The 13,770-nt window shown below is 65.2% G+C and carries 18 protein-coding genes; 8 read left to right on the forward strand and 10 right to left on the reverse strand.

All coding sequences use genetic code 11. The features are described from left to right. Positions 1-6: 6 nt before the first annotated feature. Entirely contained in the window at positions 7-576 is a 570-nt protein-coding gene (locus AC4LGL_RS27455) for a TIGR03086 family metal-binding protein (protein ID WP_016343867.1), read from the reverse strand. A gap of 99 nt (positions 577-675) precedes the next feature. Here AC4LGL_RS27455 and AC4LGL_RS27460 point away from each other — a divergent pair, with 99 nt between their 5' ends. Further along, on the forward strand, positions 676-1,272 hold the full coding sequence (locus tag AC4LGL_RS27460; protein ID WP_029374070.1) for a CGNR zinc finger domain-containing protein: 597 nt from the start codon (positions 676-678) through the stop codon (positions 1,270-1,272). Between the two features lie 38 nt (positions 1,273-1,310). On the opposite strand, the gene AC4LGL_RS27465 is transcribed toward AC4LGL_RS27460, so the two are convergent. The 3 genes from AC4LGL_RS27465 to AC4LGL_RS27475 form a co-directional block, all read right to left on the reverse strand. Further along, positions 1,311-2,285 (reverse strand): quinone oxidoreductase family protein, encoded by a 975-nt coding sequence (locus tag AC4LGL_RS27465; RefSeq protein ID WP_016343865.1) that lies wholly within the window; start codon positions 2,283-2,285, stop codon positions 1,311-1,313. A 65-nt stretch (positions 2,286-2,350) separates the two neighbouring features. Beyond that, positions 2,351-2,596 (reverse strand): hypothetical protein, encoded by a 246-nt coding sequence (locus AC4LGL_RS27470; protein WP_016343864.1) that lies wholly within the window; start codon positions 2,594-2,596, stop codon positions 2,351-2,353. 204 nt (positions 2,597-2,800) lie between these two features. Beyond that, positions 2,801-3,367 carry a redoxin domain-containing protein gene (locus AC4LGL_RS27475; protein ID WP_016343863.1) on the reverse strand — a complete coding sequence of 189 codons (567 nt, stop codon included), beginning with the start codon at positions 3,365-3,367 and terminating at the stop codon, positions 2,801-2,803. Positions 3,368-3,461: 94 nt separating this feature from the next. On the opposite strand from AC4LGL_RS27475, the gene AC4LGL_RS27480 reads away from it, so the two are divergent. Next, a complete protein-coding gene (locus AC4LGL_RS27480) occupies positions 3,462-4,121 on the forward strand; it encodes a TetR/AcrR family transcriptional regulator (protein WP_016343862.1) in 660 nt (219 codons plus the stop codon). 392 nt (positions 4,122-4,513) lie between these two features. Continuing rightward, positions 4,514-4,990: a redoxin domain-containing protein gene (locus tag AC4LGL_RS27485; protein ID WP_016343861.1), complete on the forward strand. Its 477-nt coding sequence runs from the start codon at positions 4,514-4,516 to the stop codon at positions 4,988-4,990. A gap of 30 nt (positions 4,991-5,020) precedes the next feature. Here the strand turns inward: AC4LGL_RS27485 and AC4LGL_RS27490 are convergent, their stop codons facing one another. Then, the gene (locus AC4LGL_RS27490) at positions 5,021-5,383 is read right to left on the reverse strand and encodes a hypothetical protein (protein ID WP_016343860.1); all 363 of its coding nucleotides are present in this window, start codon (positions 5,381-5,383) and stop codon (positions 5,021-5,023) included. A 262-nt stretch (positions 5,384-5,645) separates the two neighbouring features. On the opposite strand from AC4LGL_RS27490, the gene AC4LGL_RS27495 reads away from it, so the two are divergent. Together AC4LGL_RS27495 and AC4LGL_RS27500 are read left to right on the forward strand one after the other, a co-directional pair. Next, positions 5,646-6,068: a heavy metal-responsive transcriptional regulator gene (locus AC4LGL_RS27495; RefSeq protein ID WP_016343859.1), complete on the forward strand. Its 423-nt coding sequence runs from the start codon at positions 5,646-5,648 to the stop codon at positions 6,066-6,068. A 45-nt stretch (positions 6,069-6,113) separates the two neighbouring features. Beyond that, positions 6,114-7,463, forward strand: coding sequence for a hypothetical protein (locus AC4LGL_RS27500; protein WP_016343858.1), 1,350 nt, complete (start codon positions 6,114-6,116; stop codon positions 7,461-7,463). Here AC4LGL_RS27500 and AC4LGL_RS27505 read toward each other — a convergent pair. The 5 genes from AC4LGL_RS27505 to AC4LGL_RS27525 are packed head-to-tail and all read right to left on the reverse strand — an operon-like array spanning position 7,389 to position 10,890. Beyond that, positions 7,389-7,847, reverse strand: a complete 459-nt coding sequence (locus AC4LGL_RS27505) for a hypothetical protein (protein ID WP_016343857.1) — start codon at positions 7,845-7,847, stop codon at positions 7,389-7,391. The genes AC4LGL_RS27500 and AC4LGL_RS27505 overlap by 75 nt on opposite strands. Continuing rightward, a complete protein-coding gene (locus tag AC4LGL_RS27510; protein WP_016343856.1) occupies positions 7,844-8,947 on the reverse strand; it encodes a molybdopterin-dependent oxidoreductase in 1,104 nt (367 codons plus the stop codon). The genes AC4LGL_RS27505 and AC4LGL_RS27510 overlap by 4 nt, the downstream gene beginning before the upstream one ends. Beyond that, positions 8,944-9,573 carry a methyltransferase domain-containing protein gene (locus tag AC4LGL_RS27515; RefSeq protein WP_016343855.1) on the reverse strand — a complete coding sequence of 210 codons (630 nt, stop codon included), beginning with the start codon at positions 9,571-9,573 and terminating at the stop codon, positions 8,944-8,946. Before AC4LGL_RS27515 ends, AC4LGL_RS27510 begins: the two co-directional genes overlap by 4 nt. Before the next feature lies 1 nt (position 9,574). Beyond that, positions 9,575-10,237 carry a TIGR04282 family arsenosugar biosynthesis glycosyltransferase gene (locus tag AC4LGL_RS27520; protein WP_016343854.1) on the reverse strand — a complete coding sequence of 221 codons (663 nt, stop codon included), beginning with the start codon at positions 10,235-10,237 and terminating at the stop codon, positions 9,575-9,577. Continuing rightward, complete coding sequence (locus AC4LGL_RS27525; RefSeq protein ID WP_095786048.1) at positions 10,234-10,890, reverse strand: glycosyltransferase family 2 protein; 657 nt, start codon at positions 10,888-10,890, stop codon at positions 10,234-10,236. The genes AC4LGL_RS27520 and AC4LGL_RS27525 overlap by 4 nt, the downstream gene beginning before the upstream one ends. Before the next feature lie 115 nt (positions 10,891-11,005). On the opposite strand from AC4LGL_RS27525, the gene AC4LGL_RS27530 reads away from it, so the two are divergent. Genes AC4LGL_RS27530 through AC4LGL_RS27540 form a run of 3 tightly spaced genes read left to right on the forward strand, consistent with a single transcriptional unit; the run spans position 11,006 to position 13,480 of the window. Further along, a complete protein-coding gene (locus AC4LGL_RS27530) occupies positions 11,006-11,692 on the forward strand; it encodes a response regulator transcription factor (RefSeq protein WP_016343852.1) in 687 nt (228 codons plus the stop codon). Next, positions 11,679-12,707 carry a sensor histidine kinase gene (locus AC4LGL_RS27535; RefSeq protein ID WP_016343851.1) on the forward strand — a complete coding sequence of 343 codons (1,029 nt, stop codon included), beginning with the start codon at positions 11,679-11,681 and terminating at the stop codon, positions 12,705-12,707. The genes AC4LGL_RS27530 and AC4LGL_RS27535 overlap by 14 nt, the downstream gene beginning before the upstream one ends. After that, on the forward strand, positions 12,704-13,480 hold the full coding sequence (locus AC4LGL_RS27540; RefSeq protein ID WP_016343850.1) for a haloacid dehalogenase type II: 777 nt from the start codon (positions 12,704-12,706) through the stop codon (positions 13,478-13,480). The genes AC4LGL_RS27535 and AC4LGL_RS27540 overlap by 4 nt, the downstream gene beginning before the upstream one ends. Positions 13,481-13,770: the final 290 nt, after the last annotated feature.

Below are 13,770 nucleotides of genomic sequence, written 5' to 3' on the forward strand. Positions count from 1 at the left end.
GGCACCTCAGAGCGGGTTACGACCCGAAAAGGCCACCACGCGCTCAGTGGGGCTGGCATCGGTCCCCACTTCAACCTCCGGGCCGAACATGCCTTGAGGTTGTAGCGCCGGAACCAGCTGAGATCCGACGGCCTCGGCCAGAGCCGCCTCGGAGACGTCGAATTCGACCGGTTGGTCGATGGCCACCGCGAGATCCCAGCTATGAATTAGTGTCGAATACGTGATGATGCCGATGGCTTGAGCGGCCGGCATCGACCCGAGCACGGTGGCGACGGGCATGTCCCAATCGGTCACCGTCGCCCACGCCTGCTGAGAACGTTTGATCGACCGCTCGACAACGGCGACCCAGTCCGAACCGAGAATGTCCGATCCGCTGAAGAGCTCCGCCTCGGTCGGGCCGCCCAAACCGTCAACGGCCGCGGCGAATGCATCAATCGAGGCGATCGTGTGGCTCAGCATCGACCGCACCGACCATCCGCTGCACGGGCTGGGACGGTCCAGATCCGACACTGCCAGCGTCGCTACCAACCCCGCCAAACGGCCGTCGGCCCGTCGCAACAGTTCTAACGATTCCATCGCACTTCCTCTCAGTTACTAACGGTTACTAAAATCAGTTGCCGTTAGTTTCTACCCCATCGGACGTAACGGTGTCAATACCGTGCTACCGTTATAGCGATGGGCGGCTGGTCAAGACTCGACAGCGCTCAAACTCTCGGTTTTCCGCTGGCAGACGAGCCGCTCGCGGTCGACTTGGCCGACACGATCATCACCTCCACGAGCCCTGCGACGGACCTGCTTTCCGACGAAACCAGATGCCGACTCTGGTGGGACCTGCAGCACGATCGCGTGCCGGACGGCGCACCAGCGCCCCCACTCGCGCCCACTGTCGAACTACGCCACGCCGTCCGCACGATCCTCGATGGACACCTGGCCGGCACATCACCGGACATCGCGGCCCTGGACCTGGTGAACGGGATTGCCGCCAGCGTGACGTGCACCCGCCAACTCGTGCACACGGAGACCGGATGGGCAACGACAACGACGTATCACCCGATCGGCGACCAGCGGCACCAACTGGCGCTCGCCGCCGCTGCGGACAGCCTGATCGACCTACTCTCCAGCCCCTCGCAGACACGCCTGCGGCGTTGCCAAAACCCCACGTGCAGTATGCTTTTCGTCGCTGCAGACGCGCGACGGAAGTTTTGCACCCAGAACATCTGCGCCAACCGCATGCGGGCGGCGCGCCATTATCGACGTCATCACCACAGCTAGCCTGCCGGCTGTCGTGTCCCGCATGCGATCGGCAGCCGTCAGGGCACCAGGACCACTTTCCCGATGGTCTGGCGCGAAGCGATGGCATGGAACGCTTCCTTGGCCTCCGCCAGCGGGTACGACGTGTCGGCGATGATCCTCACCCGTCCTTGGCTGATCAGGTTGAGCAATTCGGGCACGAGCGGGCGCAGATCGTCCGGCCTGAGCGACGGGAAATTGAAACCAACCACAGTCTGATTGTTGTGAATGAGCTGGCGAACCTGTTCAGGCTGCAATGAGTCGTGCGCATTCTTGGCGCCGAACATTACGACGCGACCAAATGGGGCGAGCAGGGCAAAGCTCGCCTTGCCGGTCTCGCCGGAAGCCATCTCCATTACGACGTCAACGCCCCGACCGTCGGTGCGCTCCAGGACCTTCTTGCCCCAGCCTTGCTGGGTGTAGTCGATGGCCACGTCGGCACCGAGTTCGGTGACGAGGTCACGTTTTTCTGCCGTACTGGCCAACGCGATGACTTGTCCCACCCCCAAAGCCTTGGCGAGCTGGACCAGATACAGCCCGACACCGCCCGCGGCGGCCTGGATCAGCACAGTGTCAGAGGGTGTTGGTTTGGCGGCAAGTTTGAGCAGTGCCCACGCCGACAGCCCTTGCACAACAATGCTGGTGGCCTGGGCGAAGTCGATTCCTTCGGGAATTCGAAGCGCCGAATCTGCTCTTGCTGTGGCGAATTCAGCGTATCCACCGCTGAGCACCGGGGCGGCGATCGTGTCACCGATGGTCAAATCCTCGACGCCCGAGCCGAGTTCCACGACTTCGCCGGCGGCCTCGAACCCCAGCACTGCCGGCAGCGGTCGCTGCAACGGGTAGCGCCCGGTGGTCTGTTCCAGTTCGGCGTAGTTGATCCCCGCCGCGCGGACCTTGATCAATACTTCGCCGGGTGCCGGGCTGGGCTTGTCAACCTCCGATAATCGCAGGCTGTCGAAACCGTCCAAAGCGGTCAATTCGATAGCCTTCATAGGATGCCTCCGTCTGCTTCTGCCGCCGAGATCAAGCGAGCGATTTTCAGGTTGACGGTGACCGTTCAGCAGCCGTCCGGGCAGACGACGTCGACCAGCGCGGTGGGCGTGCCGCCGTCGAGTTTGCGCACACCGTTAACCGAACATGCCGTCAACGAGGCCGTCGGCGTCTGGTTGAGTTGCACGAGATATCCCTCGGCGCGCAGATCATTGATGACGCCATCGGCGGCGGCCGCGGAAGCCGCAGGCGCCTGTGCGAGCATGAGCACCGTGAACGCCGCCATTCCCAAACCAGCAAGTACCGTCTTCATCGCAACTCCTTGTCCGTTGTGAACCAATGAACGTCTAACATCGGCCGTCGGCGTCGACGTCGACGTCGACGGCACGCGAACCGGTCACTGCACCGTGTCGCCGATTTTCGCGTTGATGCCTCCAAAAGCACGGTAGTGCACAATCATTCGTCAAATTGTGACGGAACTATGACTACCTTCGCGGACGGGGTTCGCACCGTGCCTTCAGTCTGATTTCCCGCGGCGACCCGCATGTTGTGCCGCCTGCCGCGCGGCGGTCAGGATCTGGTCGACAGGAGCGATGTCCGCCGCTGTGGTACTGCGGTGGACGTACACAATGCGCGCATCGCTGTCGATGACGAAAGTGCCTCGCCCCTGCAGAATTTCCAACGAGGGCCGACTGATACGACTTCCGGAACGCAACACCCGAACAAGCCGTTTCGGGGCGAACGCTGCGTATCGACCGACGGAGAAGCGCTCAACTTCAGCGGCGCGTTCGAGTTCACGCTCGGGATCGCTGAGACAGTCGAGGGTGATGCCGCGCTGTGCGCATGAATCACATACCGTCTCGACGTCGTCGCGGTAAACGATGGCAACACGCGCGCCGATGGCGTCGAATTCGGCTTTCACGCTTTCAAGGTCGCGGGCGGCTTGCTGACAGAACGGACACCACAGCCGGTGAAACGCCAGGACAGCAGGACCGGTGCCGATCAGTTGCGCGATCGAGATAGGCCCTTCGCGGCCTTCGATGGCGATGTCGACAGGGAACCTGTCCCCCACATCAATACCCACGGTGTTCTCCTTCGGACGCGGCCCACACCGCACTAAAGCGGCAACACTCTGTACTGTACAGTACATTTATCGGATCGCTTGGTACGGTTGCTCGATGATCACCGCACCGTCGACGGACCGTGGCCGTGCGACGGTGACCCGCATCCTCGAGGCGGCATGCGTGCTGTTCGCCCGTCAAGGGGTGCGCGCGACGACTCTTGATCAGATCGGCAGCGCCGCTGGCGCCGGCCGCAGCCAGCTCTACCATTTCTTCGCCGACAAGGCGGACCTGGTGGCAGACGTCGTCGGTTTTCAGGTCGAACGTGTCCTGGCTTCTGTCGAGCCCTCGTTCGACACCGTCAGCACGGCCGACGATCTGCGCACATGGTGCGCGAACGCCGTCCGGGAGCACGCGTCCTCCATTGACCCCATCCGCTGCCCGATCGGCTCCCTGATCTACGAGCTCGATAGCACTGACCACGGCCTGGCACGCGCAGCGCTCAAGGCCGGGTTTGCCCGCTGGGAGCAAGCCATCGCCAACGCACTGGGACGCATTGCCGACCGTGGTGGACTGCGTCCCGAGGCCGACCCCACCCGTTCGGCCGCAGGCCTGCTCGCCGCCTATCAAGGCGGAATGCTCCTGGCAGACGTCCACAATGACGTCGCACCCCTGCGGCATGCGCTGGACACGGCACTGGCAGCGACCCTACAGCCGGCGCCACGACAAAGACCGTCGAGGACAACTGCGCGCACCCAACCGGACGCCACGCACTAATCTCGTCAGCCTACTGGCTGCGTGAGTCGCCTACGCGCCGGACCGCGGTGCCCGTGCCGACGCGGCCCATCCAGACTCCGGCGCTGCCGATGGAATTGCCGGTCGCCGAGACCCGCAGCATCGGAAGCTAATCCGATTCCGACGCTCCACATCGAGATCGATTACCCGCCACTCGATTACACAGCCGGCGATCGACATCGGCGCGACAACGCGCACTCGACGACACACGCTTGAAGGGGGTGGTCGCCCAGTCGGCAGGATCGCCGACGCGTCGCCTAGGGAGATGTGGGTACGTGGTGAGTTGAGGATTACTGTATTCGTAATGTACTTGACGGTACAGTTTGGATACTCCATAGTGTACTAGTCAGTACAAATAACGATCGGAGCCCAACGTGCCCACTTTGCAAAATGGACAGCTGTTTCCGGAGCTGAAGTTATCGGCCGTCGGCGGCGGAACGCTGTCGCTGCCGGGCGATCTCGCTGGTTCCTACGGGATCGTCTTGATCTATCGAGGGTCCTGGTGCCCGTATTGCAACGCCCAGCTCGCCGCGTTCAGTCGGGCGCAGGGCGCGCTCGAGGAAGTCGATGCGCGGGTAGTCGCGCTATCGGTCGATGATGAGGCCACCACCGCTGCGCTGATCGAGAAGCGGCGGTTGGGTTTCCCGATCGGGCACAGCGCGGACGCCGCAGCCGTGTCCGCCGCCGTCGGGGCTTACACCAACTCGGACCCGGTCTATCTCGAGTCAACCGGATTCGTGCTCGCTCCTGATGGCACAGTGCTCACCGCTGTCTACTCCAGTGGCGCGATCGGTCGGCTGATGCCCGACGACGTGCTCGGACTTTTGGCCTATATCCAGTCCCACGGTTAACGGCGCTCCCGTGGACATATGCCCCCGCCTTCACGCGGTCTGCGGTGATTGACGACGCGGTGTTGTCACAGCGGCAGCGTGCAGGGCAGCGGCCAATTCCTGGCGATCGGGCAGCCCGTCGGTTGTCGGGTAGAGCCGGCACGCTATGGCAGGTTGTGGCCGCCTCGGGAGCCACGGGTCGATGCCGTCGATCAGGATGGTCGGCGATCCGCTGAACCCCAGCCGGAGGGCTTCGGCGGGGGTGTCGATCACCGAGGTGCGCACGGCAATGTGGCCCAGGCCGAGCTGGTCGAGCATTACCCGCACGAGGGCCTCCGTGAGAGTCCGATGCGGGCAACCGGCAATGACCAGCAGTTCTACCTGCGGCGCCGGTCTGGCATCTGTGTATGTCATGAAAAGTACTGCCTGCCTTTCGAATTCGTCTTCCAGACAGCGGTACGCATGAATGCGCTCACATCCCCGGCGGTGGAGGAGGCGGCGGGTAGCATGGGTCGTCCATCATCGCGCCAACAATCATCTCGCAACACTTCATCATCTCGATGGGATCCATTGAGGAATCAGCCCTTTCGACGTTCCGGGACTGGACGTGCTCCGGTCCCCCAACCCATCATGAACATTCTCCTGCGGTGGAAGGTCAAGGAGGACACGCACACCCATGCGCATCAGTGAAGTCGCCCACCTCAGCGGGGTCCCGGCAAGAACGCTGCGGTTCTACGAAACGCAGCGGCTGCTTGCGCCGCCTCAGCGCCTGGCCAACGGCTATCGCGACTACACGCCGGACGTCGTCGGCAGGTTGCGTTTCATCCGGTCGGCACAGGGCGCAGGGTTGACGCTGACCCACGTGCGTGACGTCCTCGACCTGCATGATCGAGGTCTCGCACCATGCGCTCGAGTCAACGAGCTCCTGGCGCAACGACTGGCCGCCGTGCAGGAACAGATCAGCGAACTGATCACGTTGCAGTTGACTCTCCAAACCCTGCTGGGGAGGGCTCGCAACGATGCGCCCGACACCGACGTCGATGTGTGCTGGATCCTCGAATCACGCGTGTGCGATGGCGCCGCGGTCGCGGGTTCATGAAATCGTCACCACTTGATCTCTGCGTGTGCTTTTAGGCTGGGACTCGTGAATATCGGTCGTAGGACAGTGACGGCAGCCATCGCCGGCCTGGTGCTTGTCGTCGCGGCATTCATGGTGCCGCGCATGCACCTCGACGGTGTTATCCCGTTGATCAACAGCACACCTGCGCAGATCCGCGCTTTCGCGCAGGCCGCTCCGATCTTCGGTTGGTGGAACGCGCACATCGGCTGGGGCACAGTGCCGGCGGTGCTGATCGCGCTGGCGGCAGTTCTGTGGGGACAGGCCGTGGCCGCGCGGCTGCCGTGGCGAGCGGTGCCCCTGACGGCGTGGGCTGTGTCGTGCGGCTGGGCGTTCGCACTGTCGATGGTCGACGGCTGGCAGGTCGGTTTCGCCGGACGCCTGACCGCCCCTAACGAATATCTGCGCCAGGTTCCCAGTGTCACCGACATTCCCGAGGCGCTGCGTACCTTCTCCTCCAGAATCCTTGACTTCCAGCCACACTCGTGGATCACCCACGTCTCCGGCCATCCACCGGCAGCGCTGTTGACGTTTGTGTGGCTGGATCGTGTGGGGCTGGGCGGGGGCGCGTGGGCGGGGCTGTGGTGCCTGGTGATCGGGTCCAGTGCCGCCGCGGCCATCGTCGTGACGCTGCGCACGCTGTGCGATGAGACCACCGCCCGTGCGGCCGCCCCGTTCGTCGCGGTCGCACCGACCGCCATCTGGATCGCCGTCTCAGCCGATGCCTACTACGCGGGCGTCGCCGCGTGGGGTATCACCCTGCTCGCACTGGCCACCCGCAACCGGCGCCCCGCGCTCACCGGCGCCGGCGCGGGGCTCCTGCTGGGTTGGGGCATCTTCCTCAACTACGGCCTCGGCTTGATGGCGATACCGGCGGTCGCGGTGCTCTGCACCGCACCTAGCCGGCGCGTGGTGACCCGAGTGCTGCTGCCCGCGGTCGGCGCCACGCTGGCGGTGGTCGGCGCGTTCGCTGCCACGGGATTCTGGTGGATCGACGGTTACATCTTGGTGCAGCAACGGTATTGGCAGGGTATCGCCACGAACCGGCCGTTCCAGTACTGGTCGTGGGCCAACCTGGCATCAGTGGTGTGCGCCATCGGGCTCGGCAGCGTCGCCGGGCTGAGCCTCGCCTTCAACCGAGCCGCGCTGCGGCGGCGCAGCGGCCTGCACCTGCTGGTGCTGGCTTCGTTGGTAGCCATCATGTGCGCGGACCTGAGCATGCTGAGCAAGGCTGAGACCGAACGGATCTGGCTGCCGTTCACCGTCTGGCTGACCGCCGCGGGCGCCCTGCTGCCGGCGCGATCACGACGCTGGTGGCTGGTCGCCAACGTCGTCGGCGCTCTTGCTCTCAACCACCTGATTATGACGAACTGGTAGAAACCGCCGACCCACCAGATAACCGGGCACACACGCCCACACCACCGCGATCGAAATCCACAGTCCAGCATGGTAATCCCGATCGAGAACGGTGGCGTTGTCCAGAGACGCCCCGGGTTTGTCGAACACCGGGATGGCGAGCAGCACCAGCACCACCGTGCACAACGCGGCCACCGCGCCGGGTGCCTGCCACACCGTCGGCAGCACCCGGCGAGACGAAAGACCCATCGCCGCGCACAGTGGCGCGAACACCACATCATGGAGCGCCACCGCCACCAACGCCCAGACCACGATGCGCATGATGATCACCGGTGGGTTCTCCGACACCAGGACCGCGCCGTAACCGGCAAGGGCCAGACCGGACATGAACAGCAGCACCCTCATGGCAGCACCTCGATCCGGGACAGCCATTTGGTCTGCAGCACTCCGGGCCGCGACGGTGCAATGAGCCGGCACGGATAGCCGTGATCGGGATGTAGCGTGTCGCCGTTGAGTTTCAGCGCGATCAGGGTCTGGCCGTCGTGAGCATGCCCGGCCGGGAGCACGGTGCGCGAATACGGCCCGGGTGGCTCCAATGACACCATCCGCACATCGGCGTCGCGGGACCCTCCGACCATGGCGATCAGGTCCGCCAGCACCACACCGGTCCATGCGGCGTCGGCGCTCCAACCCTCGACGCAGGCGATCGGCAGATGGAAGGTCTGCTGCGGCAGGGCGTTCAGCTCGGACACCGAAAAGGCGCGGCTGAGCGCACCGTTGGTCACCGTCAAGCGGTACTGCGGTGAGGCCGCGGTCTGCAGCACGCCAGCTGCAACCGCGGTTCGGTTCACCGGAATACCTTGTGGCCCTTGGCCGGAGCGCGGCGCGAGAACCGACATCCGGCGCAGCCACGGTACGGTCTGGCCGGCCGTGGCCACGGTCGCTGCCGCGACCGCCAATCCGGTGCCGCGCAGTACCGTGCGCCGGGTCGGGCCGACCGCGGCGGTGGACAGTTCGTCGAGCGGTTCGCCGAGAGCGCGTCGGATCACCGGCAGCTTGACCGCGAGGTGCACTAGTACCGCGCCCGCCGCGAGGTAGGCCACTGCGTAATGCGTTGTGGTGAAGAAGAATCGGAACACGTACCACTGCGCAATGTTCAACAACCCGGTGGACAGCTCGAACAAGATCGCCCCGACGAGCACCAGGATCGACAGGCGCTCCAGCTGCCGCGTGAGGCCACCGATAATCGGGCGTTCAAACAGCTTGGGCCACACCGACCACAGCTTTACGACCGTCAGCGGGATAGCGGCGATACCCGAAGCGACATGGAGTCCCTGGGTCACCCGGTACAGCCACGCCGGGTGCGCGGGCCAGTAGAACCAGGGTTGCGGATGCTGGATGAGGTGACTGACCAGACCGGTCAGGAAGCACACGCCGACGGCGATGCCGAGCATCATGCCGACCCGCGCGGTCACCGCGGTGCTACGCAGTCCCGACGCATTCATCGCTGGGCCAGACTGGCGAGCATCCGGTCGCCGACCGGATGCATGTCCAGTACCGTCAGGCCGGCGTCACCGGCGACGCGTTCCGCGCTGTCCACCCCCACCGTGGCCCACCGGAACCACGGTCCGACCGTCCGCGACGATTCCAGCCGCACCCACTGCGTCTTGACTCCGCATGGGGCCGAGTCGAATTCGGCGATGCACGATCCGCCGCGCCGGAGCAGGTCGGCGGCGCGGCGCAGCACCCGGATCGGGTCACCACCGAGCCCGACGTTGCCGTCGGCCAGCAGTACCGTCTGCCACCGGCCGGTGCCGGGGAGCGGGTCGAACACATCGCGGCGCAATGCCGGGGCGCCGCTGCGCCGCGCGAGTTCCACGGCGGTGGCGGACTGGTCCACGCCCAGGGCTGGCACACCGCGCCGGATGAGATCGGCTACCAATCGGCCCGGGCCGCAGCCCAAGTCGATGGTCGGCCCGTGGCACAGGGCCAGCACCGCCCGGTCGAACTGCCGGTCCGCACGGCGACCGCCCAGCCAGTTGTGTACCGGCAACCGCTGGCGGGTGCCGTCGTCATGCCGGATCCAGCACCGCTCACCTACCAGGGCACGCTCATAGAGGTTCCCGAACATGTCACGCCTCGATCGCGGCGGTCAGCCGCCGGAATCGGCTATCGGCCGAGCACACACGCTGCACGGCGGCGATGTCATCGACGACGTCCACGTCAGTCAGCTTGGTCACCAGGCCCACGGACAGTCCGGCTGACGCCAGCGCGTGCAACGTCAGCGCACCCGTATCAGGTTGCGACATCGGTACGGTGCGCAAGCAATCGGCGCCAAGTATGTTGCGCAGCCCGAGCAACCACCAACCACCATCGCTGGCCGGCCCTAGCACCGCGTCCGTGCGCAGCAGACGGCGGGCGCAGTCGGCGAGCAGTGTCGCGCTGATCTGCGGGGTGTCCATGCCGATCTGCACCACGGGGTAGCCGGCGGCGGCTGCGTCGTGGTGGGCGTTGGCCAACCGGTCACCGAAATCTTGTCCGCGCTGCGGTATCACGGTGAACGTGGCGAGCCGTTCCCGAATTTCTGCGGCCGCCCGCGCCGCGCCCACGTCTCCCGTCATGGCCACCACGCGCGAGGCCACGGGTGCGGCCGCGACCGCATCCAGCGTGTCCAGCAGTGCCGCGGCCGCGACGTCGGCTGCACCGCCAACCCCCAGATCGGGCGCCAATCTCGTCTTGGCCAGCCCGGGTACCGGCGCCTTGGCCATTACCAGGACGGTCACCGGAATCGTCATGAGAGGACTCGCCAAAAATCCAGTGCAGCATGGAAACTGCCGCGCAATGAGCCGCTCACCTTCGATCGGCCGCCGGTGCGCGGGCCGTAGCTAACATCGCTTTCGGCCACCTGCCAACCGACCTGCGCGGCGCGCACCAACAGTTCCAGCGGATACCCGCACCGCCGGTCGCGCACGTCAAGTTCCACAAGCGCGTCGCGGCGCGCCACCCGCATCGGCGCGATATCGTGCACCGCAAGGCGATACTTCCTCCGTAGCCGCCAGCAGATCACTGCGGTGCCCAGCCGGGCGTGCCACGGCCACCGCAGTCCGGGCACCGCGCGGCGCCGCCCGACGGCCAGATCGGCACCGCGATCCACAGCCTCAACCAGGTATGGCAACGACCGCGGGTCCAAGGACCCGTCGGCGTCGAGCACCGCGATGGTGGGTGTCCGCGCCGCCAGCACCCCGGCGTGGACCGCGGCGCCGTAGCCGGGTTGACATTCGGTGACTACCTCGGCGCCGTGCGCCCGCGCCACCGCTGCGGTGCCGTCGGTGCTGTTGTTGTCGACCACCAGCGCGCGGTACCCGTCGGGTAGGGCGGCCAGGATCGCGGGCAGTGACTCCGCCTCGTTTAAACAGGGCAGGATCACTGTGATCGCAGTGCTGGACATAACCCGACCGTAAGGCGCAGCGGGCGCCCTCGCCAGGGTGCAATGATGACGAATTCGTGACATAGGTGCTGGTAGGGGCCAGGTAACGGGCTATCGGCCGACTACGCTGTCTGGTGTGACGAGGGTTTTGATCGCCGACGACGATCCGATCGTGCGGGATGTCGTGCGCCGGTATCTGGAGCGCGACGGCCACGACGTCAGTACTGCACGCGACGGCCACGAGGCATTGACGCTGCTGGATTCGCAGCACATCGACATGGCGGTGCTGGACGTGATGATGCCCGGACCGGACGGGCTGACGCTGTGCCGCAGCATGCGCCGCGGCGACGGGTACGGACTGCCGGTGATCCTGTTGACCGCGCTCGGCGAGGAGGACGACCGGATCGCCGGTCTGGAGGCCGGTGCCGATGACTATCTCACCAAACCGTTCAGTCCGCGTGAACTCGCGCTCCGTGTTCGTTCCGTGCTGCGCCGCACGCCGGCGCGCGCGGTCGTTGAACCGCTGGAGATCACCACCGGCGCGCTGCAGATATCGACCGCCGCGCACGCGGTGACCGTCAACGGTGCCGCGGTGAGCCTGACCAACCGCGAATTCGATCTGATTGTCTTCCTGCTCACCCATCCAGACACCGTCTACTCGCGTGAGCAGCTGCTGAAACTGGTGTGGCAGTGGGACTTCGGCGATCTGTCGACAGTGACGGTGCACATCAAACGCCTGCGCGCCAAACTCGGTGACGCACACCGGATTCAGACGGTGTGGGGTCGCGGCTACATGTGGGGAGGAGATCATGCAGGCGACTGATCTGTGGGAAATCATCGGCTGGGCATTGGCCTGCTCGGTGCCGGTGGTAATCACCGGCGCCGTGCTCATCCGGCTCGCCCGATCCTGGTCACTGGCGGTCAGCATGGTGGCGCTCGTGCTGATTCCCACCCTGGCCACCTTCACCGGGGTCTTGGGAGCCAGCGGTTTCATGATCACCGAGACCTTCGAACGGATTGCGGTGGTATTGGTGATCGTCGCGGTGGTGACCATTCCAGCTGCGGTCATGTTGGCCCGCTACCAAGCCCGCCGCACCGTGTGGGAGCAGGAGATTCGCGCATCCGAACGCGCCGCTGAACAGTCCCGGCGCCGGCTGGTGGCGTTCGTCAGCCACGACCTGCGCACCCCGCTGGCGGGCATCCGCGCGGTATCCGAAGCGATCTCCGACGGTGTTGTGGATACCGCAGAGGTGCGTGCCCACGCCAAACACATTGAACAGGAATCGATTCGGTTGTCCGAGATGGTCGATGACCTTTTCGAGATGTCGAAGATCAATGCCGGCGCAGTGCAACCGGCGCACGACACCGTCGCACTCGACGAAGTCGTCGATGATGTATTGGCTGCGCACCGGATCGCCGCAGAGCGCGCCGGGGTGCAGTTGGCGGCCCAGCTGCCGGCTGAACCTGTCCGGGTGATCGGCAGCGACCGGGCGCTGGTGCGGGTGCTTTCCAACCTGGTGGCCAACGCCATCGCCCACACCCCCGAAGGCGGACGCGTCGAACTGACGCTGGGCCGCGACGCCGACGGCGCCTGGGCCCGCGTCGACGACACCGGTGTCGGCATTGATGAGGCGGATCTAGCCAGAGTGTTCGACGTCGCCTACCGCGGCTCGAACGGCCGTGTGCCGCGGGCAGATTCATCGCTGCCAAGCGGCTCAGGTCTGGGACTGGCCATCGCCGCGGGCCTTGTACAGGCCCACCGCGGCACCCTCTCGGCGCACAACCTCGACAACGGAGCGCGCTTCGAGGTGCGGCTACCACTTGCCGACGGCGCATGAAGGCCCCCGTATCACGCCGGGGCCTCCTCGGGCTCGCGGCCGCAGCAGGCCTGGGCGTAAGCCAAGCGTCGTTCGCCACGGCTGCTCCCAGCCCACCCGGTCCCATTCGGGCTGTTGCATTCGACGCTTTCACCGTGTTCGACCGCCGCGCGGTCGATGCCGCCGCCGAGGACGTATTTCCCGGCACGGGAACCACATTGATCGACACCTGGCGTACCCGGCAATTCGAATACACCTGGCTACGCACCTTGACAGGCACGTACACCAACTTCTGGACGATCACCCAAGACGCACTCGAATTCGCCGTACAGCAGTCCGGTCTGCAACTCAGCCCCGCCGGTCGCGAACAGCTGATGAACTCATGGCTCCAACTGACACCCTGGCCAGAAGCCCCGGCCGCGCTGCACGCGCTCAAAGAGAGCGGACTACACCTCGCGTTCCTGTCCGACGCCACCACCACCATGCTCGACTCCTGGGTCACGAACGCCGAACTCGAAGGGGTGTTCGACCCACACCTAAGCACCGACCGCGTCCAAGCATTCAAACCCGACCCCCGCGCATACCAGATGGGAGTTGATGCATTCGGGCTTCCGCGCACACAAATCGCCTTCAGCGCACACGGCGGCTGGGACTCAGCCGGCGCCAGCACATTCGGCTACCGCACATTCTGGGTAAATCGAACCAACGCCCCAACCGAACGCCTACCCACAACCCCCGAAGCCACCGGCCCCAACCTCACCCAACTAGCCGCGTTCATAGACGCACAGCAGTAAGCCATACACCCCGGCATCGTCGATGCGTGGGTTGGAATCCAGCTGAACTAGCTCAACTATGACACAGCTTGACTTCGGTATATAACGATCAGTGATGCGGTAACCGAGTTTTTGTGGAAGTTAAAGCGGTGCAGTTGATTTCGGTGACCTCGACGTCACAGATTCAGAAGTCAGTGCTCGAGATGCCGATCCCGTCCGTGGACGTAGTGCCGGGAAAATCCCGTCCGATAGGACGTTTCGATTGAGAGTCCAGCTCGATGGCATCGTGGGCATTCGTCGACGCGGCAGCA

It is taken from the genome of Mycolicibacterium arcueilense (genome assembly GCF_058536225.1).

What these genes read in the sequence shown, in the direction of transcription:
- AC4LGL_RS27540 (WP_016343850.1), top strand. Translation starts at nt 12,704, where the DNA reads ATGAAGGCCCCCGTATCACGCCGGGGCCTCCTCGGGCTCGCGGCCGCA.
- AC4LGL_RS27505 (WP_016343857.1), bottom strand. Translation starts at nt 7,847, where the DNA reads ATGAGGGTGCTGCTGTTCATGTCCGGTCTGGCCCTTGCCGGTTACGGC.
- AC4LGL_RS27480 (WP_016343862.1), top strand. Translation starts at nt 3,462, where the DNA reads ATGATCACCGCACCGTCGACGGACCGTGGCCGTGCGACGGTGACCCGC.
- AC4LGL_RS27455 (WP_016343867.1), bottom strand. Translation starts at nt 576, where the DNA reads ATGGAATCGTTAGAACTGTTGCGACGGGCCGACGGCCGTTTGGCGGGG.
- AC4LGL_RS27470 (WP_016343864.1), bottom strand. Translation starts at nt 2,596, where the DNA reads ATGAAGACGGTACTTGCTGGTTTGGGAATGGCGGCGTTCACGGTGCTC.
- AC4LGL_RS27510 (WP_016343856.1), bottom strand. Translation starts at nt 8,947, where the DNA reads ATGAATGCGTCGGGACTGCGTAGCACCGCGGTGACCGCGCGGGTCGGC.
- AC4LGL_RS27520 (WP_016343854.1), bottom strand. Translation starts at nt 10,237, where the DNA reads ATGACGATTCCGGTGACCGTCCTGGTAATGGCCAAGGCGCCGGTACCC.
- AC4LGL_RS27535 (WP_016343851.1), top strand. Translation starts at nt 11,679, where the DNA reads ATGCAGGCGACTGATCTGTGGGAAATCATCGGCTGGGCATTGGCCTGC.
- AC4LGL_RS27515 (WP_016343855.1), bottom strand. Translation starts at nt 9,573, where the DNA reads ATGTTCGGGAACCTCTATGAGCGTGCCCTGGTAGGTGAGCGGTGCTGG.
- AC4LGL_RS27525 (WP_095786048.1), bottom strand. Translation starts at nt 10,890, where the DNA reads ATGTCCAGCACTGCGATCACAGTGATCCTGCCCTGTTTAAACGAGGCG.
- AC4LGL_RS27460 (WP_029374070.1), top strand. Translation starts at nt 676, where the DNA reads ATGGGCGGCTGGTCAAGACTCGACAGCGCTCAAACTCTCGGTTTTCCG.
- AC4LGL_RS27490 (WP_016343860.1), bottom strand. Translation starts at nt 5,383, where the DNA reads ATGACATACACAGATGCCAGACCGGCGCCGCAGGTAGAACTGCTGGTC.
- AC4LGL_RS27495 (WP_016343859.1), top strand. Translation starts at nt 5,646, where the DNA reads ATGCGCATCAGTGAAGTCGCCCACCTCAGCGGGGTCCCGGCAAGAACG.
- AC4LGL_RS27465 (WP_016343865.1), bottom strand. Translation starts at nt 2,285, where the DNA reads ATGAAGGCTATCGAATTGACCGCTTTGGACGGTTTCGACAGCCTGCGA.